The following is a 22089-nucleotide window of genomic DNA, read 5'->3' as shown; positions in this document are numbered from 1 at the left end:
TTTAAGCCCAGTGAGATAATTTGGGTTAATTAGAAAGTTTTAAAAACAGGGGGCAAGGGATGTTGCTTAAAAAATTGCACAGTTTTCGAGTGTCAGCGCTTACGTTGGGACTGGCACTCAGTTTCGCTCCACTGTTTATGGCGCAGGCCGATGAGCCAGAGGTTGTTCCATCAGATAGCTCTGCGGTGAGCATTGAACCCGCAAGCTCACCTGACCAGCCATTACCACAATCTACTGCGACCGCTAATATGGTGGGAGTGTTGCCGCTCAACTCAACCGGCATGTCTGCCGCACAAAGTCGCACGCAGCTGGTGGCTCAAATGCCTGCGGGTTATACGCCGGTTTACCTCAATGCGCTTTCAGCGTTCTATGCCGCCCGTGAAATGAAACCGATGTGGGGAAATCGCGATGCGGTGAAAGCTTTCCAACAACAGCTTGCGGAACTGGCCATTGCCGGTATTCAGCCGCAATTTACCACTTGGGTTGAGCTGCTCACCGACCCTGCCGTCACGGGTCTGGCGCGAGACATCGTTTTGTCAGATGCGATGATGGGATATCTGCAATTTGTGTATGGTATCCCAACGGAAGGTAACCGCTGGTTGTACAGCACTAAGCCATACAAGCTGCAAACTCCGCCTATTTCCGTGATTAACCAATGGCAGGTGGCGGTTGACCAGGGAACGCTGGTGAGTTTTATCGAAACACTTGCGCCTCAGCATCCGCAATACGCCAAATTGCATCAATCACTGGTGCATTTGTTAAGTGACTCACGTCCGTGGCCGCAACTGACCGGCAGTGAAACGCTCCGTCCTGGCCAGTGGAGCAACGATACGCCAGCACTGAGAGAAATTCTGGCCCGTACCGGCATGCTGCAAGCTGAACCTGCAATACCGCTTAAAGAACGGGATAGTGTATCTAATACTGTCGTTGCAATCAGTCCATCGGCCATTCAACTAGACAGTGAGCAGGTGGCGCAACAGACTCCTGAAGCGGTTGCCGGGAAGAAAAAGAAATCAGCGCCTGCTGTGCGAAGCGTTTACAGCAACGAACTGGTGGAAGGGGTGAAACGTTTCCAGAAATGGCAGGGTTTGGGTGTGGATGGCTCCATTGGGCAATTAACGCGTAACTGGCTGAATGTCACGCCACAGCAGCGTGCGTCGTTAGTAGCATTAAATATCCAACGTTTGCGATTGCTGCCGAAGAAACTCGACACCGGTATTATGGTGAACATCCCTGACTATTCGCTGAGCTATTACCTCAACGGCAGTGAAGTATTGGCTTCGCGGGTGATTGTCGGGCGTCCTGACCGTAAAACGCCAATGATGAGCAGTGCGCTTAATAACGTGGTGGTGAACCCGCCATGGAATGTGCCGCCAACGCTTGCACGCAACGATATCCTGCCAAAAGTCCGTCAGGACCCGGGTTATCTTGATCGCCATGGTTACAGCGTTTTACGCGGCTGGAGCAACAATGCTGAAGCTATCGACCCGTGGCGTGTGGATTGGGAAACTATCACAGCCAGCAATCTGCCATTCCGTTTCCAGCAAAAACCAGGGGTGCAGAACTCGTTAGGGCGTTACAAGTTTAATATGCCGAGTTCTGACGCTATCTATTTGCATGACACGCCAAACCACACCCTGTTCCAGAAAGATGCACGAGCGCTGAGTTCTGGCTGCGTACGCGTGAATAAAGCGTCTGAACTGGCAAATATGTTATTGCAGGATGCTGGCTGGAACGATGCCCGGATTTCAAGTCAACTGAAAGACGGCAGCACCAAGTATGTCAATATTCGCCAGACCATTCCGGTCAATCTTTACTATTTGACGGCGTTTGTCGGTGAAGATGGACGTACACAGTACCGAACCGATATTTACAATTACGATCTTACCGCGCGATCTGGCGCACAAATTCTTCCAAAAGCTGAACTATTGATTCGCTAAATGCAGTAATTCTAATGAATTAGCGGTCGTAATAATTGCGATACCCAGCCGGGTCCTCTACAGGGCCCGATTTTGCTGGGTTTTGCACACCTTGACTCGCTTTGTTTTGGCAGTTAAGGTGCCAGGCAGTGCGCTGAAGTGCATATTATTCGATCGTTTTTTACCTGTAGACCTGGACATCATGGACAAATTTGACGCAAACCGCCGCAAGCTGCTGGCGTTGGGTGGCGTGGCTTTAGGTGCCTCGCTGTTACCAACACAAGCGTTTGCCATGCTATCAACACCGCGCCCACGCGTTCTGACTCTGAATAACCTGCATACAGGGGAGTCATTGAAGGCTGAATTTTTCGATGGTAAAGGCTATATTCAGGATGAATTAGCAAGGCTTAATCATTTCTTCCGCGATTATCGCGCGAATAAAATTAAATCCATCGACCCCAAATTATTCGACCAGCTATATCGCCTGCAAGGCTTGTTGGGGACCAACAAACCGGTGCAACTGGTCTCTGGCTATCGCTCTCTGGACACCAATAATGAGCTTCGTGCTCACAGTCGTGGGGTTGCGAAAAAAAGCTACCACACCAAAGGCCAGGCCATGGATTTCCATATTGAAGGGATTTCGTTGAGCAATGTTCGCAAAGCAGCATTATCTATGCGCGCAGGTGGTGTAGGATACTACCCCAGCAGCAACTTTGTGCATATTGATACCGGGCCATTAAGGCGCTGGTAAAACAACGGAATCCGGCGATGGTTGCCGGTATTGGAGTGTCATGAACTATCACATAATTCCGGTCACCGCATTCGGACAAAACTGTTCGCTGATTTGGTGTGAAGTAACTCAACAGGCAGCACTGGTTGATCCCGGTGGCGAAGCCGAAAAGATCAAGCAGCAAGTGGCGGCGCAGGGCGTGACTATTACGCAAATCCTGTTAACGCATGGTCATCTTGATCATGTTGGGGCTGCTGCTGAACTGGCCGAACATTACGGTGTTCCTGTTGTTGGGCCGGAAAAAGAAGACGAATTTTGGTTGCAGGGTTTACCCGCGCAAAGCCAAATGTTTGGGCTTGAGGAGTGTTTGCCGCTGACGCCAGACTGTTGGCTGAACGAGGGTGATAGTGTGTCAGTGGGAAATGTAGCCTTACAGGTGCTGCATTGCCCGGGCCATACTCCTGGTCACGTCGTTTTCTTTGATGCGCAATCTCAGTTACTGATTTCCGGCGATGTGATTTTCAAAGGCGGAGTAGGGCGTAGCGACTTCCCGCGTGGCGACCATGCGGCGCTGATTGACTCGATTAAACGTAAACTGTTGCCATTAGGTGATGATGTGACGTTTATTCCAGGTCACGGGCCGTTGTCCACTTTGGGTTATGAACGCCTGCACAATCCCTTCCTGCAAGACGAATTACCGGTCTGGTAAGTTTGTTAAGCTAAATAAAAAGAGCCGCTTTGAGCGGCTCTTTTCATATCTGCTGATGGCTTACAGCACAGCAACAATCGCTTCGCACAGCGGAGCCATATTGTCTGGCGTCATGCCTGCAACGTTCACACGCCCTGAAGCAACCGCATACACACCAAACTCTTCACGTAAACGCAGCACCTGCTCTTTAGTCAGGCCGCTGAACGAGAACATACCGTTCTGGTTGATGATGAAGCTAAAGTCGCGGTTAGCGCCTTTCTCTTGCAGGGTATTGACGAACAACTGGCGCATACGGTGAATACGCTGACGCATGTCTGACAGCTCTTGTTCCCAAATTGTACGCAGCGCGTCATTGCTCAGAATGGTAGCAACAACGGAGGCGCCGTGTGCTGGCGGGTTAGAGTAGTTAGCACGAATCACAGCCTTCATCTGGCTGAACGCACGATCCACGGTATCCGCATCAGCAGCAACCAGAGTACAAGCACCTACGCGCTCGTTGTAGAGGCCAAAGTTCTTAGAGTAAGAGCTGGCAACAATCAGTTCTTTGTGGCTTGCAGCAAAGATACGCAGACCTTCGGCATCTTCTTCCAGACCACGGGCAAAGCCCTGATAGGCGAAGTCAAACAGCGGCAACCAGCCTTTAGCCAGTGACATTTCTGCCAGAGTTTTCCACTGCTCAGCCGTTGGATCAATACCGGTTGGGTTATGGCAGCAACCGTGGAACAACACCACGTCACCTGCTTGTGCAGCTTGCAGGCTGTTAATCAGGCCATCGAAATTCAGAGAGTGGTTCTGCGCGTCATAGTAATCATATTCGCACACTTCCAGCCCAGCAGAGTTAAAGACGCTTTTGTGGTTTGGCCAGCTTGGATTGCTCACCCACACACGTTGGGTGGTGGTATTTTTAGCGAGGAAATCAGCGGCAACACGCAGTGCACCAGTACCACCAGGGGTTTGAGCCGTACGAGCACGTTTGTTTGCACTCAGAGCATTATTTTTCCCGAACAGCAATTCCTGGGTACAGCTACCAAATTCTGGAATACCGTCAATACCGAGGTAGTTCTTGGTGTTCTCATTTTCCAGCAGATACAGCTCCGCTTTCTTAACGCAGGTTAAAACCGGAGTTTTACCCGTTTCATCCTTATAAACACCAATACCAAGGTTAATTTTAGTCGGACGGTCATCGGCGCGAAACAGATCGGCCAAACCAAGAATTGGATCAGCAGGAGCAGCGGTAATGTTCTCAAACATGACGAGTTTCCATTGTGATATCGAGGGGAGTAACGCACTCAGGTTAACTGCTGTTTTAGTAAATGCCAACCGTTTGCAACAAAAAGAAACTGCTCTCGTCACAAGTTATTTTTTTCACCTCTCCGGGCATAAAAAAACAGGGCCGAAGCCCTGTTTTTAAATCATCCTGGCAACAATGTTGCTGGATAATTAGAACTGATAAACGATACCAACAGCAGCCTGGTCGCCAGTTGCTTGTTTAGCAGATTCGCTATACTCGTTGTCGTCCAGCATGTTGAACTGGTATGCAGCATACACGTTCATGTTTTTGTTGAAGTAGTACCAGGTACCCACTTCGATGTATTTAACCAGGTCAGCATCGCCACCGGAGAAGGTGCCACGAGCCTTCAGGTCTTTACCTTTAGACTGCACGTAAGCGATGGATGGACGCAGACCGAAGTCGAACTGGTATTGAGCTACAGCTTCGAAGTTCTGAGTTTTGTTTGCGAAGTTATTGTCTGGTTCGCGAGTCATGTTAGTAGTTTCAGCATACATGATTGCAGCGTAGACGTTGTTTGCATCGTACTTAGCAGCAGTAGACCATGCTTCAGCGCGGTCGCCACCAGCACTTGCCCAGTTGGCATTAGTTGCTGCTTCACGTTGTTCGAAAGTACGGTTTGCAGACTCATAACCAGCTGCAACGCTGAAGCCTTCGCCGATGTCATAAGTTACAGCGGTGCTGTAGCCGTCGCCGTTAGCTTTAGCGCCGTTACCAGCACGACCTAAAGTAGGCACGCCGTTTTCGTCCAGGCTTGGAGCAACTACGTTGCTACGCTCGTTTTTACCCTGGTATTGCAGAGCAAACGCCAGGCCATCAACCAGACCGAAGAAGTTGTTGTTACGGTAAGTCAGAACGCCAGTAGTACGGCCGTTCATGAAGTTGTCGGTAGCAGCCCAAGAATCGCCGCCCCACTCAACCAGCATATCGGTATAAGCCGCTACGTCGTAGATTGCGCCGTAGTTACGGCCGTAATCCAGGGAACCTGCATCACCAAATTTCAGACCAGCAAATGCCAGACGGGTGTTAGTAGGCTGAGTGCCTTCCGCGTTGGAGGCATTCATGTTGTATTCCCACTGGCCGTAACCGGTCAGTTGGTCATTGATCTGAGTTTCTCCTTTGAAACCGATACGAGCATATGTGGTGTCATTGCTAGAAGTGTCACCAGTAGTGGTCCATACGTGCTCGCCTACAGCTTTACCGTAGAAATCCAGTTTGTTGCCGTTTTTGTTATAGATTTCTGCAGCGTTTGCTGCACCGGCTACCAGCAGAGCAGGGATTACCACTGCCAGAATATTGCGCTTCATCATTATTTATTACCCTCATTAGGTTTTTTTGTAACACCTGCCACTGCCGTCAATAATTCTGTACGGAACTATTGATGAGAGTTTGGTGTCTTTCTGTATCTGTCAGGCATCTTTCCATCCATGAAACCGTTTCGCTAGCCAGAAAGTGCTACAAACATCGAGACTTGGTTACAAAAAGAAACTATATGTAACTAAATGTGTATTTTGTGGAACTTTGTGAACTATCTCAAACTTCCTTGCCGCTTCGCCTAAAAAAACACCTATTTATATCTATATATATGAATTACTTATGTTTAATTTAGAATAAGAAAAATATTGTGTATATTTTGCTTACATTTGTACATTATTTGAGTGACTTCTGGACATCCAGACTTCTGAGCAAGTTTTATCCGAATATGCTAAGTCAATGCTGGTAGAGAGAGTGCTAGCGGTAAGTGTGGTTATTTTGTGTTTGTCTGTGTCATAGACACACTTAGTAACGGGGTAGTTGTGGAATGGGGTTGAAATTGACGTTTGTTTAACTTTCGTTGAAGAAAAAAGACGTTCAGACAGTAGATGTAAAAAAGGCCAGCAATGCTGGCCTTAGAAAAATAGCGGTTTTAGAAGCTAGCGTTACGTGGTGTACGTGGGAATGGAATCACGTCACGAACGTTCTGCACACCTGTTACATAGGCAATCAGGCGCTCAAAGCCAAGACCGAAACCGGAGTGTGGAACGGTGCCGTAACGACGCAGATCGCGATACCACCAGTAGTCTTCTTTATTCAGACCCATCTCAGCCATGCGCGCATCCAGTACATCCAGACGTTCTTCACGCTGAGAACCACCGATGATTTCACCAATACCTGGCGCTAACACGTCCATTGCGGCAACGGTTTTACCGTCTTCGTTAAGGCGCATATAGAAGGCCTTAATATCTTTTGGATAGTTTTTCACGACTACCGGCGCTTTGAAGTGTTGCTCAGCAAGATAACGCTCATGCTCGGAAGAAAGGTCTACACCCCAGTACACTGGATTCTCGAATTTCTGACCACAATTCTCGAGAATTGTAACCGCATCGGTGTAATCAACCTGCGCAAAATCGGCATCGATGAAACGCTGTAAACGATCCACTGCATCTTTGTCAACGCGTTCAGCGAAGAACTCCATGTCATCCATACGCTCGTCAAGCACCGCTTTGAAGACATACTTCAGCATGGCTTCAGCCAGGCCCGCGACGTCGTCCAGATTGGCGAAAGCCACTTCTGGCTCCAGCATCCAGAATTCAGCCAGGTGACGACTGGTGTTGGAGTTTTCTGCACGGAAGGTTGGGCCGAAGGTATAAACCTTTGATAACGCACACGCGTAGGTTTCGCCGTTCAGCTGACCGGATACGGTCAGGAACGCTTCTTTACCAAAGAAGTCTTTATCGAAATCAACTTTGCCCGCTTCGGTACGCGGCAGGTTTTCCATGTCCAGCGTAGATACACGGAACATTTCGCCAGCGCCTTCGGTATCAGATGCAGTAATCAGCGGTGTGGATACCCAGAAATAACCATTTTCATGGAAGAAACGGTGTAAGGCTTGAGCAAGGGTATGACGCACACGGGCAACGGCGCCAATCATGTTGGTGCGTGGGCGCAGGTGAGCTACTTCACGCAGATACTCAATGCTGTGACGTTTTGCCGCCATCGGATAAGTATCAGGATCATCAACCCAGCCAGTCACTTCAACTTCACTTGCCTGGATTTCAAAGCTCTGGCCCTGACCAAGAGACTCTACAACTTTACCAGTCACGACAACGGAGCAACCGGTTGTCAGGCGCAGTACGTCATCATTGTAATTAGGCAGAGAATTATTAATGACGGCCTGTACAGGAGAGAAGCAGGAACCGTCATAGACGGCGAGGAAGGAGATACCAGCTTTTGAATCTCTACGAGTACGCACCCATCCGCGCACGGTGACTTCTTGGTCAACGGCTACGCGGCCCTGGAGTACGTCGGCTACAGGCACAACGCTCATATTTTTCTCTCTATTAAATGGTCAGTGACAATAAAAAATAACCCACATTCGGGGGTTATCTATGTTACCTGTAGCCAGCTTTCAGACAAGCAGAAAAATCAAAGGAAACGAAGAAATACATAAAGAGGGGAGTCACAGATATAAAGAAAGAAACCTATGAGTGCGATGAATATCACCCACAGGTTTATTGGCTCAACTGGCTTTCTTGACTAGTGGTAAATCGAAAGCTTTACGCAGTGCGCGGACAAAAGCTTTATCGTGGCAAATCGTTTTGCCTGGGCTGTCGGACAGTTTAGCGACCGGCTTGCCGTTACACTCAACCAACTTGATGACAATATTAAGTGGCTTCACCTGCGGAATATCGCATGTCAGGCGCGTGCCAATACCGAAGCTGAGATTCACGCGAGTGCAGAAATGGCGATAAAGCTCGATGGCTTTTGGCAAATCGAGATTGTCCGAAAATACCAATACTTTGGTTTTTGGATCAATGCCGAGTTTTTCGTAATGCGCGATAGCTTTTTCGCCCCATTCAAACGGGTCACCTGAATCGTGGCGCAGCCCCTGATACCGGCTGGCGAATGAAAGATCAAAGTCGCGTAAGAAGGCATCCATTGTGATGCAGTCGGTCAGCGCGATGCCAAGTTTATCCGGGTACTCATCAAGCCAGGCCTGGAGCGCTGCGCGCTGGCTGTTTGCGAGAGTCGGGCTGATTTGCTGATGTGCCTGGAACCATTCGTGAGCCTGAGTGCCCATCGGGGTTAAATTCAGACGGCGCGCGAGGTCGTAATTGCTGGTGCCAACAAACCATGATTCTTGTTGCAGGCGGCTTACAATAGCTTCCTGAACTTCACGCGAGAAGCGGCGACGAGTGCCAAAATCCATCAGGCGGAAAGCAGAAAGATCGATATCTGCCGTCAATTCTTTGAACTGAACCAGTTTGCTTTCCAGACTCTCTAGCGCCATTTGCGTGGTCACGCCTGGCGAGCGGTGTTGATGCACCACTTCGCTGATCACCGCCAGCAATGGCACTTCCCACATAATCACTTCCAGCCACGAACCGGTTAGACGAATATCTAAATGGCCGTTGTTATTGCTGATGTGCACCTGAGTGGGGTCGTAGCGGAAAGTACGCAGCCAGCAGAGGTAATCGGCCTGGAAGAATGGCAGAGTTTCCAGAAACGCGAACTCCTCGTCACTTAACGCGAGGTGTTGCATTAAATCAACCTGCTCACGAATGGCGTCTGCGTAAATGCCCAGCAGATCATCACCGCGGCAACGGAACTCGGCCGCGACGTTCACGTCGTGATAACGGTGGAAAACGGCCTGCTGCATATGAAGCTTATAGGCGTCAGTATCCAGTAGCGTTTGCAAAATCGGGGAAGCGTGTCGTGTCATGGCGCGTTGCAGCATCCTCTCACAGGAGCGTTTCCATCAAGGGCTAAGCAGATAAAAGACGCAGGAGTATACCCTGATTATCTGTTTATTAAACCTGGATCACAACACACGGACATTTTCTGGTCGATAGCAATTTGTGCCGCTTGTTATATAAATGTAGCAATTCGCGTGAGAAGCCCAGAAAAGTTGAAGATTCTGCGTGGCAACATTCGGGCAACAGGAATAGACTGAACTCCGCAAACTTACGGATGATGTATAAGGTTTTTTATGACACAACAGCCACAAGCCAAATATCGCCACGACTACCGTGCGCCGGATTACACGATTACCGATATCGATTTGACCTTTGACCTTGATGCCGCAAAAACCCTGGTCACAGCTATTAGCCAGATCACCCGCCAGGGTGCAGCAGGCGCGCCTCTGCGTCTTGATGGCGAAGACCTGACGCTGGTGTCTGTTGCTGTAAACGGCACTACCTGGGAAGATTATCGCCAGGACGAGGGTGCATTGATCATCGAGTCACTGCCAGAAACCTTCACGCTGACTATCGTTAATGAAATTAGCCCTGCCACGAATACTGCGCTGGAAGGACTTTATCTTTCTGGCGATGCACTTTGCACTCAGTGTGAGGCTGAAGGTTTCCGCCACATTACCTGGTATCTCGACCGACCAGACGTTCTGGCGCGTTTCACCACCAAAATCATTGCGGATAAAAAGCAATATCCTTTCCTTTTATCTAATGGCAACCGTATCGCTGAAGGTGAACTGGAAAACGGCCGTCACTGGGTACAATGGCAAGATCCGTTCCCAAAACCGTGTTACCTGTTTGCGCTGGTGGCAGGTGATTTCGATGTATTACGCGATACCTTCAAAACGCGATCTGGCCGTGATGTAGCGCTGGAGCTGTTCGTTGACCGTGGCAATCTTGACCGTGCAAGCTGGGCGATGACTTCTTTGAAAGCATCCATGAAATGGGATGAAACCCGTTTCGGCCTCGAGTATGACCTCGACATCTATATGATTGTCGCCGTGGACTTCTTCAACATGGGTGCGATGGAGAATAAAGGACTGAACGTCTTTAACTCCAAATATGTGCTGGCCCGTGCTGAAACTGCGACAGATAAAGACTATCTCGACATCGAACGTGTTATCGGTCACGAATATTTCCATAACTGGACCGGCAACCGTGTGACTTGTCGCGACTGGTTCCAGTTAAGCCTGAAAGAAGGGCTGACCGTGTTCCGCGATCAGGAATTTAGCTCGGATCTCGGCTCACGTGCAGTAAACCGTATTCAGAACGTGCGCACCATGCGTGCCGCGCAGTTTGCTGAAGACGCAAGCCCGATGGCGCACCCGATTCGCCCGGACAAAGTTATCGAAATGAATAACTTCTACACCCTGACCGTGTACGAAAAGGGTTCTGAAGTTATCCGTATGCTGCACACCTTGCTGGGTGAAGAGAATTTCCAGAAAGGCATGCAACTTTACTTTGAGCGCCATGACGGCAGTGCGGCGACCTGTGATGATTTCGTGCAGGCAATGGAAGATGCGTCAAACGTTGACCTGTCGCATTTCCGCCGCTGGTACAGCCAGGCGGGGACGCCAGTGGTCACCGTGCGTGATGACTACGACCCGGAAAATGAGCTGTACCGGCTTACCATCAGCCAAACCACGCCGCCAACCGCTGAACAGCAGGAAAAGCAGCCGTTGCATATTCCGTTCGACATCGAACTGTATGACAACGAAGGCAAAGTTATTCCGTTACAGAAAAATGGCCACCCGATTCATCACGTGCTGAATGTGACTCAGGCAGAGCAGACGTTTGTCTTTGATAACGTTTATTTCCAGCCGGTTCCGTCATTGCTGCGTGAATTCTCAGCACCGGTGAAACTGGAATACAAATGGAGTGACCAGCAGCTGACGTTCCTGATGCGCCATGCACGCAACGATTTTTCCCGTTGGGATGCCGCGCAAAGTCTGCTGGCGACGTACATCAAGTTGAACGTCAACCGCAGCCAACAGGGCCAGCCATTGTCGCTGCCACTGCATGTTGCCGATGCTTTCCGCGCTATTTTGCTGGATGAGAAAATTGACCCGGCACTGGCGGCAGAAATTCTGACGCTGCCATCGCAAAACGAAATTGCCGAGCTGTTCCAGAAAATTGACCCGCAGGCGATTGCTGCCGTGCATGAAGCGTTAACGCGCACGCTGGCAAACGAACTGGGCGATGAATTCCTGGCAGTTTATAACGCCAACAAGCTCGATGCTTATCGCGTAGAACATGCGGATATCGGCAAACGTGCGCTGCGTAATACTTGCCTGCGTTATCTGGCGTTTGGCGATCAACAGCTTGCCGAGCAACTGGTGCGTAAGCAGTATGAAAGTGCAGACAACATGACGGACTCTATCGCCGCATTGTCTGCTTCTGTAGCTGCACAATTGCCGTGCCGCACAGAACTACTGGCTGCGTTTGATGAGAAATGGCATCAGGACGGTCTGGTGATGGACAAATGGTTTGTGTTGCAAGCCACTAGTCCGGCGGCAGACACATTGAGTAAAGTGCGTGAATTGCTGAACCACCGTTCGTTTAGCCTCGGTAACCCGAACCGTGTTCGCTCGCTGATTGGTGCATTCGCGGCGGCTAACCCGTCAGCGTTCCACGCACTCGACGGCAGCGGCTATCAGTTTATGGTGGAAATGCTCAGCGAGCTGAACCACCGTAACCCGCAAGTGGCGTCACGTCTGATTGAGCCGTTAATTCGACTGAAACGTTATGATGAAAAACGACAGGAGATGATGCGTGCAGCGCTGGAACAGCTGAAAGGGCTGGAAAACTTGTCGGGCGATTTGTTCGAGAAGATCAGCAAGGCGTTAGCTTAAAAACCACCCTCACCCTAACCCTCTCCCTGAGGGAGAGGGGATTACCCGGTGTTCTCCCTCTGAGGGCGAGGGGATTACCTGGAGTTCTCCCTCTGAGGGCGAGGGATTACCCGGTGTTCTCCCTCTGAGGGCGAGGGGATTACCCGGTGTTCTCCCTCTGAGGGCGAGGGATTACCCGGTGTTCTCCCTTTCCCAGAGGGCGAGGGGATTACCTGGAGTTCTCCCTCTGATGGCGAGGGGGATTACCTGGTGTTCTCCCTCTCCTGGGGGAGAGGGTCGGGGTGAGGGCGAACAAACTTAACCGGTGCGCACCACGCGCTCCGGTTCCTCCACAACCTGCCGCTTCATTACACGTTCTAACACCTGCGCTTCCAGTTCAGCCAGCCGCACAGAGCCGAGCTTACGTGGACGCGGTAAATCAATTGTCAAATCGAGCCCAATTTTTCCTTCTTCAATCAACAAAACTCTATCCGCCATCGCAACGGCTTCGCTGACATCGTGCGTCACCAGCAACACCGTAAAGCCATGTTCCTGCCACAAAGAGACAATTAACTCCTGCATTTCGATACGCGTCAGGGCATCCAGCGCGCCCAAAGGTTCGTCCAGCAATAACAGCCGTGGGCGATGAATCAGCGCCCGAGCCAGCGCCACACGCTGCTTCTGGCCGCCGGACAGGGCGGCCGGCCACTCGGTAGCGCGATTGGCAAGCCCAACCGCTTCCAGCGCTTTCGTCGCCGCGTCTTTCCAGTTTCCTTTCAGCCCCAGACCGACATTATTTATCACTGATTTCCACGGCAACAAACGCGCATCCTGGAACATTAAACGTGTTTCATCCTGGCTTTCGCGCAGTGGGGCATTTCCGGCAATCAGTGACCCGCCGTTGGGATTTTCCAACCCTGCCAGTAGTCGTAACAATGTACTTTTACCGCCGCCACTGCGCCCGACCACCGCAACAAATTGCCCGGCAGGAATATGTAATTCCAGCTCATCAAGAATTGTTTTATTGCCGTAGCGTTTGGTCACGCCGTTAAGGAGTAGGGGAGTCCCCTGGTTTAAACGTGCGGTATTCATGCGTTCTCCTCCTGTAACTGGTAAGCAGGGTGCCAGCGCAGCCAGACTCGTTCGAGTAATTGCGCGCTGATGTCAGCGAGTTTGCCGAGCAGGGCATACAAAATAATGGCGACGACAACCACATCGGTTTGCAGGAATTCACGGGCGTTCATTGCCAGATAGCCAATTCCGGAGTTTGCCGAAATCGTCTCGGCAACGATTAACGTTAGCCACATCAGGCCAAGTGCGAAACGAATGCCGACCATAATCGAAGGCAAAGCCCCTGGTAGAATCACCTGGGCAAACAGGCTAAAGCCTGACAACCCATAACTGCGGGCCATCTCCAGCAAGCCCTGGTCAATATTACGGATGCCGTGCCAGGTGTTGATGTAAATCGGGAACAGCGTGCCGAGAGCCACGAGGAAAATCTTCGCTGATTCATCAATGCCGAACCACAAAATGACCAGCGGGATTAGCGCCAGGTGCGGAACGTTACGCAGCATCTGAATCGAGCTGTCCAGCAAACGCTCCCCCCAACGCGAAAGCCCGCTAATCAGGCCGAGAACCAGGCCTAATGAGCCACCAATACTGAAACCAATCACCGCACGCCATGAACTGATCGCCAGGTGTTGCCACAATTCACCGCTGGCTGAGAGGTTCCAGAATGCAACCACCACCCCTTCCGGAGAGGGGAGGATGCGCGACGAGAGCCAGCCTGCGCTTGAGGATAGTTGCCAGATGGCGATAACCGCCACCGGCAAGACCCACGGTGCCACTCTCAGCAACAGTTTGTGCGTTGAAGGGGTCATTGACGGCTCCTTAGCTTTGCGCGACTTTGCGCGGGATAAAGTCATTCGCCACGACTTCGCCTTTTTCATGAATCTGGCGCGGTTGTGGGATTTGTGGAATCGTGACGTCAAGGTGCGGGAACAGCAGTTCGCCGACGCGATAAGCTTCTTCCAGGTGCGGGTAACCGGAGAAAATAAAGCTGTCGATACCCAGTGCGGCGTATTCATTAATCCGCGCCGCCACGGTAGGGCCATCACCTACCAGCGCAGTGCCTGCGCCGCCACGCACCAGGCCGACGCCTGCCCACAAGTTTGGGCTGATCTCCAGGTTGTCGCGCTTGCCGCCGTGCAACGCCGCCATGCGGTGCTGGCCGACAGAATCAGTGCGGGCAAAAGCGGCCTGTGCTTTGGCGATGGTTTCATCATCCAATTGCGAAATCAGGCGATTGGCGGCATCCCACGCTTCTTCATTGGTTTCACGCACAATCACATGTAAGCGAATACCGAAACGTACCGTGCGGCCATGAGCCGCGGCTTTCGCACGGACTTGCTCAATTTTTTCTTTCACTAAATGCGGCGGTTCGCCCCAGGTCAGGTAGAGATCCACCTGTTCAGCAGCCAAATCCTGTGCCACATCCGAAGAACCGCCAAAGTAGAGCGGTGGGCGAGGCTGCTGCACAGGCGGGAATAACAGTTTTGCCCCTTTGACCTGAATATGTTTGCCTTCGTGATCCACCGTTTCGCCTTCCAGCAGGCGACGCCAGATGTGGGTAAATTCAGCTGAAGCTTCATAACGTTCCTGATGATTGAGGAACACGCCATCTGCGGCTAACTCTTCCGGGTCGCTACCGGTCACCAGGTTAAATAAAGCACGCCCGTTGGAAAGCCTGTCCAGCGTCGCGGCCTGGCGTGCAGCCACGGTTGGCGACGTCACGCTTGGGCGCAGTGCGACCAGAAATTTCAAACGCTGCGTTACCGGAATCATCGATGCCGCAACCAGCCAGGCGTCTTCGCAAGAACGGCCTGTCGGGATCAGTACACCAGTAAAACCGATTCTGTCTGCCGCCTGAGCAATTTGTTGCAAGTAGGCATGGTCAACCGGACGTGCTGCATCGTTACTGCCTAAGTAGTGGCCGTCACCGTGAGTCGGCAGGAACCAGAATAAGTTTAAGCTCATGATTTATCTCCTTTAGCGGGTTGCCAGATGCGGGTGCGAATATCGACTTTCTTAGGCACTAAGTGGTTGTCATAAAACAGATCTGCGGTTTGCTGTTGTTTGGCGGCAGTCTCGGCGCTGACCGGGGTAATCACCGTTGGTGGGCGATGGTCGAAATAGGTAGCAATCACGTTTTCCGGCAACCCCATGGTTTTTGCCAGTAGCGCAACGCTTGCGTCACGCTGGGTGCGAGTTAACGCGTCGGCATCACTAAAGGTTTTCAGAACGTGTTGCAGGAACGGACCGTTTTGTTCCGCGTAAGGGCGTGAAGCGAGGTAGAAGGAACCGGTTTGATTTAGCTCGCTGCCGTCGGTCAGGACACGCACGCCGCCATTCAACAGTGCAGCTGAATAGTACGGGTCCCAAATTGCCCAGGCATCAACGTTGCCCTGCTGGAATGCGGCGCGCGCATCAGCTGGCGTTAAATAAGCAGGCTGGACATCAGTAAATTTCAGCCCGGCTTTTTGCAGCGCTCGTAACACCAGGTTGTGGGAGCTGGAACCTTTCTGGAAAGCGATTTTATGCCCTTTAAGATCCGCCACGGTTTTCAGTGGGCTATTCTCCGGCACCAGAATCACTTCGGCTTTTGGTTTTGCCGGTTCAGAACCGACGTACACCAGGTCCGCGCCCGCAGCCTGCGCGAAGATTGGCGGAATATCTCCCGTGCTACCGAGATCGATACTACCGATGTTCAGGGCTTCGAGCATTTGTGGGCCTGCCGGAAATTCAATCCACTGGAACTTAGTATTTGGATACTCTTTTTCCAGAAGCTGGTGGCTTTTCGCCAGTACCATGCTGACCGAGCCTTTTTGATAACCAATGCGCAACTGCTCTGGCCCCGTATCTGCCGCGTGAAGCGTGGCGCTCAGGCTTAACGTTCCTGCGAGTGCAAGCCACGGCGCGGTTCGTTTCAGAAAATTAAACATGGGCAACTCCTTGCGTCTTAAAAGGGGAGGAGACAATAAAATCCCGGCGGTGCAGAGCCTGCCAGAAGGTTTCCAGCGCGTTATCGAGACGTTGTTGTAAGTTGTTGCTGAATACCGGTTTGTGCTGGTAATCCGCTATCTGGCTGTCATCAGCAAACACGCCATGTAGAATTTCCTGCGCTTTCAGCGCATTAAGGACGGGTTTCAGCGCGTAATCGACCGCCAGCATATGTGCCACTGTTCCGCCGGTAGCTAATGGCAGCACGACCTTTTTATCCAGCGCACGTTCAGGCAGCAGGTCGAGCAGGGTTTTCAGCGCGCCAGAAAAGGAAGCCTTATAAACAGGAGTCGCGATGATCACGCCATCGGCCTGCTGTAATTGTTCATTTAAAGCGAGCAGCGCAGGGCTATCAAAACGGGCGTACAGCAAATCTTCTGGCGCGAAATTCTGTAGATGCCAGTGACACACCTCGATATCCAGAGCGCTTAATTTTTCGCGGGCATATTCCAGTAGAGCACTTGAACGAGAAGGGAAGCGCGGGCTTCCGGCAAGGGTGATCACACGCATATTGTTTCCTTATAACTAATTGTTTGCTTTTAGGTAACATTGATAACAATTGAGTGTGATAGTCGCGCAGAAGTGGTAATCCACTAAATGATTTATCCGGGAATCATTTGCCAAAAACTGAATAACAAAATGCAGGGAAGAAAACGTTTGCGCTGATTCGGTCTTTTTTGTTGCAGGTCAATTCCATTCACGTCCGTTATCGTTAATAATACTGCCCCAGTTTGCATACTGGGAATTCTGGAGTGTTCATGTACTACCCCTTCGTTCGTAAAGCCCTTTTCAAGCTCGATCCCGAGCGCGCTCATGAAGTGACATTTCAGCAATTGCGTCGTGTAACAGGTACACCTCTCGAATGGCTGGTGCGGCAAAATGTGCCCTCTAAACCGGTGACCTGTATGGGTCTGACCTTTAAGAACCCACTGGGTCTTGCTGCCGGTTTAGATAAAAACGGTGAGTGTATTGATGCACTGGGTGCCATGGGCTTTGGCTCCATCGAAATTGGTACCGTCACGCCTCGCCCACAACCAGGAAATGACAAGCCGCGTATCTTCCGTCTGGTAGAAGCAGAAGGCTTGATCAACCGCATGGGTTTCAATAACCACGGCGTAGATAACCTGGTTGAGAACGTTAAAAAATCCCATTTTGATGGGGTATTGGGTATCAATATTGGCAAGAATAAAGACACGCCAGTAGAGCAGGGAAAAGATGATTATTTGATCTGTATGGATAAAATTTATCCGTATGCGGGTTATATCGCGATCAATATTTCCTCGCCAAATACCCCTGGATTACGCACGCTGCAATATGGTGAAGCGTTAGATGATCTGTTAGTGGCGATTAAAAATAAGCAACAAGCGCTTCAGGAATTGCATCATAAATATGTGCCAGTTGCCGTGAAGATCGCGCCGGATCTTTCTGAGGAAGAATTGATCCAGGTGGCTGATAGTTTAGTTCGCCATAATATTGATGGAGTCATTGCGACCAATACCACATTGGATCGTAGCCTGGTTCAGGGTATGAAATATTGTGACGAAATGGGTGGATTAAGTGGCCGTCCGGTGCAACTTAAAAGCACAGAAATTATTCGCCGCTTGTCGCAAGAATTAAATGGTCGCTTACCTATTATTGGTGTTGGCGGTATTGATTCGCTGATTGCTGCTCGCGAGAAGATGGCGGCGGGTGCCTCACTGGTGCAAATATATTCTGGATTCATATTTAAAGGCCCACCGCTGATTAAAGAAATCATCACTGGGCTGTAAACATTTTTCCTTTCAGACAACCGGGGCTTTATTTTCAGCCCTGGTTGTTTTATATTCCACCACTGTTGCTAAATTATACATATTGGTCTTTTATTAAATGTGTTCATTAACGAAGCGGCGATAAGGATGTTTTAAATCGTGGGAATAAACGAAAGGGCAAATAGTTATGCGGATAAAACCGGACGATAATTGGCGTTGGTATTTTGATGAAGAGCATGATCGTATGATGCTCGATTTAGCCAATGGTATGCTATTCCGTTCACGGTTCCCTCGTAAAATGCTCACACCAGATGCCTTTGAAAATACAGGCTTTTGCGTAGATGATGCCGCTCTTTTCTTCACCTTCGAAGAAAAATGTCGCGACCTTATTTTAAGTAAAGATCAGCGTGCTGAACTGGTATTAAATGCGCTGGTAGCGATTCGTTATTTGAAACCACAAATGCCAAAAAGCTGGCACTTTATCTCTCATGGCGAATGCTGGCAGCCGGCCCCTGGCGACGCGGCTTGTGTCTGTTTGAGTGATGATATGCAGCAAGTGAATCTGCTGGTGGTCGAAACGGGCAACAATGCTGCACTCTGTTTACTCGCCCAACCGGGTTTACAACTGGCAGGCCGCACTATGCAACTTGGCGATGCGATTAAAGTGATGAATGACAGATTAAGGCCGCAACCTTTGGGCAACGACCTCAGTCTCGATCAAGCTGTTTAATTTCCCGCTAATTCCACATCGCCCGCAGGAATACAACTACAACACAGGATTGTGCCATCGTCATTGATTGCGCTTTTCTTCAACGCCTTGACTTCCCCGCTGACTAATTTAATTCGGCAACTGCCGCAAATTCCGGCCCGGCAAGAATAGGGCACACGGATACCTTGTTGTTCTAGCTGCTCAAGTAACACTTGCTGATTGTTGCCGCGGAATTGTTGGCCCTGCCAGTCAATTGCCACATTGCTTTCTTGCTGCTCAAAAGGTTCTGGCTCTTCTTCGGTGGCCCCTGCGCCATAAGCTTTTGCTGGTTTGGTCGCCAGCACTTCCAGCTCATCGCCCACTCGAATAATGCCACTGTTGCGGGCAATTAAATTCTGGCCGAAATCGACGTCGCCATTATCTTGAGCGGTGCGGAATTGTTGCAGCGTTACCAGGGGTTCGCCGCTCGGATGTTTACGGCCACGCTCTGGACTGACGGTGGTGAAAATACAACGGCTACAAGGTTTCGCGACATCAAACGTCACACCACCAATACGCACCACTTTCCAGCTATCTTCAGCCCAGGCTTGTGCGCCAGTGACCACGATATTTGGGCGGAATTGCGCCATTTTAACGCTTGCCCGGCAGCGGTTTTGTAAATCACGTAACGAAGCTTCGTTAACCAGCAGGAATGGATAACCGTCGGCAAATGACAGTGGCACCTCTTGATGACGTTTCACGCGACGGGTCAACGTTTCGCCCAGCCAGCGCAACTGCACCGGGCGCGAAAAGAATCCGCTCAACCACTGGTTAATTTCATCCGGCGCTATCCGTGCTGTGAAATGATTACCCCACACTTCGGTCGGTTCGGCCTGAGGTTGAAAATCAGCAAAACGCACGCTGGCAGAACTGCCGTCGGGTGCGCTCAGAAATAAGCCATCGTGGGTAATGGCCGGGGTGAAAAGCACCATTTGCGGGAACTGACGCGCGGTAATAAAAGTGCCGTCAGATTCGGTGACCATAAAAATGCGGTCAAAGGCTAAACCGCTGCTGCTTGCCTGAGCATGCGAGAGGGCAAGACCGCGCATCGATTTCACCGGGTGAATATAGAGTTGGGATAGGGTGATCATTGCGCTCCCTCGGCATAAACGAATAAATAAACAATATAAGAGGCCAACTTTATGACATGCGTGGCAGATTGGCTATAATGCGCCACAATTTTCTTTTTATACCTGATTAAGTGACGATATGAATTCTCTGTTTGCCAGTACGGCGCGTGGGCTTGAAGAGCTATTAAAAACTGAACTGGAGGGCCTTGGTGCGCAAGCATGCCAGGTGGTTCAGGGCGGCGTACATTACCAGGGGGACTCACGTCTGCTCTATCAAAGCTTGATGTGGAGCCGCCTTGCGTCCCGCATTTTGCTGCCTTTAAACGAATGCAGTGTTTACAGCGATCTCGATTTGTATCTTGGCGTACAGACCATCGACTGGCCTGCGCTGTTTGGCCCGGATGCGACCTTCGCGGTGCATTTCAGCGGCCTGAACGAGGTTATCCGTAATAGCCAGTACGGCGCGTTAAAAGTGAAGGATGCCATCGTCGACTCCTTTACCCGCAAAAACTTGCCGCGTCCGAATGTCGAACGCGAGCAACCTGACTTGCGCATTAACGTCTGGCTGAATAAAGACACCGCCAGCATCGCGCTGGATTTGAGCGGTGAAGGCCTGCATCAGCGCGGTTACCGCGACAGCACCGGTGCTGCTCCTATTAAAGAAACGTTGGCATCCGCCATTGTGATGCGCTCAGGTTGGCAGCCGGGTACGCCGCTGCTCGATCCAATGTGTGGTTCCGGTACGTTGCTGATTGAAGCGGCAATGATCGCCACCGATCGTGCACCTGGTTTGCATCGCAAACATTGGGGCTTCCTCGGCTGGGCAAATCACGATGTGGAGCTGTGGAAAGAAATTACCACCGAAGCACAGGTTCGTGCGCGTAAAGGCCTTGGCGAATACACATCACGTTTCTTCGGTTCAGATAACGACTCAAGGGTGATTGAACGCGCTCGCGCTAACTCCCGTCGTGCAGGTCTGGCCGATATCATCAGCTACGAAGTGAAAGACGTCGCTAAACTGACTAACCCGCTGCCGGAAGGGCCTGTGGGGACGGTGATCAGCAACCCGCCTTACGGCGAACGTCTGGATAGCGAGCCTGCGCTGATTGCCTTGCACAGCCTGCTGGGCCGTAACATGAAGAACCATTTCGGTGGCTGGAATTTATCACTGTTCAGTGCTTCCCCAGATTTGCTCAGCTGCCTGCAATTGCGTGCTGAACGCCAGTTTAAAGCGAAGAATGGCCCGCTGGACTGTGTGCAGAAAAATTACCAGTTATCGGAAAACAGCACAGGTGCGGCATCAGGCCAGATTGCTGATGATTACGCGAACCGTCTGCGCAAAAACGTCAAAAAACTTGATAAATGGGCGCGTCAGGAAGGCATTGAATGCTACCGAATTTACGATGCTGACCTGCCGGAATATAATGTCGCCGTTGACCGTTATGGCGAGTGGGTGGTGGTGCAGGAATATGCGCCACCGAAAACCGTTGATGCGAATAAAGCGCGCCAGCGTCTGTTTGACGTCATTGCAGCAACGCTCGCGGTGCTGGAATTACCATCTAATCGTCTGATTCTGAAAACCCGTGAACGTCAGAAAGGGAAAAGCCAATATCAGAAAATGGATGAGAAGGGTGACTTCATGGAAGTGAGTGAATATAACGCTCGCCTGTGGGTTAACCTGACTGACTATCTCGATACTGGTTTATTCCTCGACCACCGTATTGCACGCCATATGTTGGGTAAAATGAGCAAAGGGAAAGACTTCCTTAACCTCTTTGCTTATACCGGCAGTGCAACGGTTCACGCAGGCTTAGGCGGCGCTAAAACCACGACTACCGTAGATATGTCGCGTACTTATCTGGAGTGGGCTGAGCGTAACTTACGTCTCAATGGTTTGAGCGGTCGCGCTCACCGCCTGATTCAGGCTGATTGCCTGGGCTGGTTGCGTGAAACCGATGAACAGTTTGATCTGATTTTTATCGATCCACCAACGTTCTCAAACTCAAAACGTATGGAAGAATCTTTTGATGTCCAGCGTGATCATCTGGTGCTGATGAAAGACCTTAAGCGCCTGTTGCGCCAGGGCGGCACCATTATGTTCTCCAACAATAAACGTGGCTTCAAAATGGACTTTGATGGGCTAGCGAACCTGGGTCTGAACGCTCAGGAAATCACGCAGAAAACCCAGTCGCAAGACTTTGCCCGTAATCGCCAAATTCATAACTGCTGGCTCGTGACTCACGTAGCCAAGGATTAA

At 50.8% G+C, this 22089-nt stretch carries 17 protein-coding genes; 7 read left to right on the top strand and 10 right to left on the bottom strand.

The genetic code is table 11. The features are described from left to right. Positions 1-59 precede the first annotated feature (59 nt). The 3 genes from ldtD (at position 60) to MNO13_RS16600 (ending at position 3358) form a co-directional block, all read left to right on the top strand. Positions 60-1940 carry a L,D-transpeptidase gene (ldtD, locus tag MNO13_RS16610; protein WP_241939025.1) on the top strand — a complete coding sequence of 627 codons (1881 nt, stop codon included), beginning with the start codon at positions 60-62 and terminating at the stop codon, positions 1938-1940. A 181-nt stretch (positions 1941-2121) separates the two neighbouring features. Beyond that, positions 2122-2670: a peptidoglycan L,D-endopeptidase MepK gene (gene mepK / locus MNO13_RS16605; RefSeq protein ID WP_064548200.1), complete on the top strand. Its 549-nt coding sequence runs from the start codon at positions 2122-2124 to the stop codon at positions 2668-2670. 40 nt (positions 2671-2710) lie between these two features. Further along, positions 2711-3358: an MBL fold metallo-hydrolase gene (locus MNO13_RS16600; protein ID WP_064548198.1), complete on the top strand. Its 648-nt coding sequence runs from the start codon at positions 2711-2713 to the stop codon at positions 3356-3358. Between the two features lie 60 nt (positions 3359-3418). On the opposite strand, the gene MNO13_RS16595 is transcribed toward MNO13_RS16600, so the two are convergent. The 4 genes from MNO13_RS16595 to pncB all read right to left on the bottom strand — a co-directional run bounded on the left by MNO13_RS16595 (position 3419) and on the right by pncB (position 9348). Continuing rightward, positions 3419-4609, bottom strand: coding sequence for an amino acid aminotransferase (locus MNO13_RS16595; protein WP_064548196.1), 1191 nt, complete (start codon positions 4607-4609; stop codon positions 3419-3421). A gap of 189 nt (positions 4610-4798) precedes the next feature. After that, on the bottom strand, positions 4799-5956 hold the full coding sequence (locus tag MNO13_RS16590) for a porin (protein ID WP_064548194.1): 1158 nt from the start codon (positions 5954-5956) through the stop codon (positions 4799-4801). 596 nt (positions 5957-6552) lie between these two features. Continuing rightward, entirely contained in the window at positions 6553-7953 is a 1401-nt protein-coding gene (gene asnS / locus MNO13_RS16585) for an asparagine--tRNA ligase (RefSeq protein ID WP_064548192.1), read from the bottom strand. Between the two features lie 192 nt (positions 7954-8145). Continuing rightward, positions 8146-9348, bottom strand: a complete 1203-nt coding sequence (gene pncB / locus MNO13_RS16580; protein WP_064548314.1) for a nicotinate phosphoribosyltransferase — start codon at positions 9346-9348, stop codon at positions 8146-8148. 267 nt (positions 9349-9615) lie between these two features. Between pncB and pepN the strand changes: the two genes are divergently transcribed. Then, the gene (gene pepN, locus MNO13_RS16575) at positions 9616-12228 is read left to right on the top strand and encodes an aminopeptidase N (protein WP_241939024.1); all 2613 of its coding nucleotides are present in this window, start codon (positions 9616-9618) and stop codon (positions 12226-12228) included. A gap of 297 nt (positions 12229-12525) precedes the next feature. Here pepN and ssuB read toward each other — a convergent pair whose 3' ends face one another. From ssuB to ssuE, 5 genes are read right to left on the bottom strand one after another with little or no spacing between them, the layout of a single operon-like run. Next, positions 12526-13299, bottom strand: coding sequence for an aliphatic sulfonates ABC transporter ATP-binding protein (gene ssuB / locus MNO13_RS16570; RefSeq protein WP_064548187.1), 774 nt, complete (start codon positions 13297-13299; stop codon positions 12526-12528). Beyond that, entirely contained in the window at positions 13296-14087 is a 792-nt protein-coding gene (gene ssuC / locus MNO13_RS16565; protein ID WP_121813943.1) for an aliphatic sulfonate ABC transporter permease SsuC, read from the bottom strand. Before ssuC ends, ssuB begins: the two co-directional genes overlap by 4 nt. A 10-nt stretch (positions 14088-14097) precedes the next feature. Beyond that, a complete protein-coding gene (gene ssuD / locus MNO13_RS16560) occupies positions 14098-15243 on the bottom strand; it encodes an FMNH2-dependent alkanesulfonate monooxygenase (protein ID WP_064548184.1) in 1146 nt (381 codons plus the stop codon). Continuing rightward, a complete protein-coding gene (locus MNO13_RS16555; RefSeq protein WP_064548182.1) occupies positions 15240-16208 on the bottom strand; it encodes a sulfonate ABC transporter substrate-binding protein in 969 nt (322 codons plus the stop codon). Before MNO13_RS16555 ends, ssuD begins: the two co-directional genes overlap by 4 nt. Further along, complete coding sequence (ssuE, locus tag MNO13_RS16550) at positions 16201-16776, bottom strand: NADPH-dependent FMN reductase (protein WP_064548180.1); 576 nt, start codon at positions 16774-16776, stop codon at positions 16201-16203. Before ssuE ends, MNO13_RS16555 begins: the two co-directional genes overlap by 8 nt. Positions 16777-17024: 248 nt before the next feature. On the opposite strand from ssuE, the gene pyrD reads away from it, so the two are divergent. Next, positions 17025-18035, top strand: a complete 1011-nt coding sequence (pyrD, locus tag MNO13_RS16545; RefSeq protein ID WP_064548178.1) for a quinone-dependent dihydroorotate dehydrogenase — start codon at positions 17025-17027, stop codon at positions 18033-18035. 166 nt (positions 18036-18201) lie between these two features. Continuing rightward, on the top strand, positions 18202-18744 hold the full coding sequence (gene zapC, locus MNO13_RS16540; RefSeq protein WP_064548176.1) for a cell division protein ZapC: 543 nt from the start codon (positions 18202-18204) through the stop codon (positions 18742-18744). On the opposite strand, the gene MNO13_RS16535 is transcribed toward zapC, so the two are convergent. Then, a complete protein-coding gene (locus MNO13_RS16535; RefSeq protein ID WP_064548173.1) occupies positions 18741-19853 on the bottom strand; it encodes a YcbX family protein in 1113 nt (370 codons plus the stop codon). The two genes, zapC and MNO13_RS16535, sit on opposite strands and share 4 nt — an antisense overlap. Before the next feature lie 118 nt (positions 19854-19971). On the opposite strand from MNO13_RS16535, the gene rlmKL reads away from it, so the two are divergent. Continuing rightward, positions 19972-22089, top strand: a complete 2118-nt coding sequence (gene rlmKL / locus MNO13_RS16530; RefSeq protein ID WP_064548171.1) for a bifunctional 23S rRNA (guanine(2069)-N(7))-methyltransferase RlmK/23S rRNA (guanine(2445)-N(2))-methyltransferase RlmL — start codon at positions 19972-19974, stop codon at positions 22087-22089.

Source organism: Buttiauxella ferragutiae, assembly GCF_022637515.1.
Taxonomy (GTDB): Bacteria; Pseudomonadota; Gammaproteobacteria; order Enterobacterales; family Enterobacteriaceae; genus Buttiauxella; species Buttiauxella ferragutiae.
The sequence above is the reverse complement of the archived record's forward strand: the minus strand, read 5'-3'. Positions and strand labels throughout refer to the sequence as shown.

Excerpts from the sequence above, each read along its gene's own strand:
- ssuE (WP_064548180.1), bottom strand. The coding sequence starts at position 16,776 with ATGCGTGTGATCACCCTTGCCGGAAGCCCGCGCTTCCCTTCTCGTTCA.
- ldtD (WP_241939025.1), top strand. The coding sequence starts at position 60 with ATGTTGCTTAAAAAATTGCACAGTTTTCGAGTGTCAGCGCTTACGTTG.
- ssuB (WP_064548187.1), bottom strand. The coding sequence starts at position 13,299 with ATGAATACCGCACGTTTAAACCAGGGGACTCCCCTACTCCTTAACGGC.
- pncB (WP_064548314.1), bottom strand. The coding sequence starts at position 9,348 with ATGACACGACACGCTTCCCCGATTTTGCAAACGCTACTGGATACTGAC.
- MNO13_RS16535 (WP_064548173.1), bottom strand. The coding sequence starts at position 19,853 with ATGATCACCCTATCCCAACTCTATATTCACCCGGTGAAATCGATGCGC.
- MNO13_RS16595 (WP_064548196.1), bottom strand. The coding sequence starts at position 4,609 with ATGTTTGAGAACATTACCGCTGCTCCTGCTGATCCAATTCTTGGTTTG.
- MNO13_RS16600 (WP_064548198.1), top strand. The coding sequence starts at position 2,711 with ATGAACTATCACATAATTCCGGTCACCGCATTCGGACAAAACTGTTCG.
- asnS (WP_064548192.1), bottom strand. The coding sequence starts at position 7,953 with ATGAGCGTTGTGCCTGTAGCCGACGTACTCCAGGGCCGCGTAGCCGTT.
- ssuD (WP_064548184.1), bottom strand. The coding sequence starts at position 15,243 with ATGAGCTTAAACTTATTCTGGTTCCTGCCGACTCACGGTGACGGCCAC.
- zapC (WP_064548176.1), top strand. The coding sequence starts at position 18,202 with ATGCGGATAAAACCGGACGATAATTGGCGTTGGTATTTTGATGAAGAG.
- rlmKL (WP_064548171.1), top strand. The coding sequence starts at position 19,972 with ATGAATTCTCTGTTTGCCAGTACGGCGCGTGGGCTTGAAGAGCTATTA.
- MNO13_RS16555 (WP_064548182.1), bottom strand. The coding sequence starts at position 16,208 with ATGTTTAATTTTCTGAAACGAACCGCGCCGTGGCTTGCACTCGCAGGA.
- ssuC (WP_121813943.1), bottom strand. The coding sequence starts at position 14,087 with ATGACCCCTTCAACGCACAAACTGTTGCTGAGAGTGGCACCGTGGGTC.
- pepN (WP_241939024.1), top strand. The coding sequence starts at position 9,616 with ATGACACAACAGCCACAAGCCAAATATCGCCACGACTACCGTGCGCCG.
- MNO13_RS16590 (WP_064548194.1), bottom strand. The coding sequence starts at position 5,956 with ATGATGAAGCGCAATATTCTGGCAGTGGTAATCCCTGCTCTGCTGGTA.
- mepK (WP_064548200.1), top strand. The coding sequence starts at position 2,122 with ATGGACAAATTTGACGCAAACCGCCGCAAGCTGCTGGCGTTGGGTGGC.
- pyrD (WP_064548178.1), top strand. The coding sequence starts at position 17,025 with ATGTACTACCCCTTCGTTCGTAAAGCCCTTTTCAAGCTCGATCCCGAG.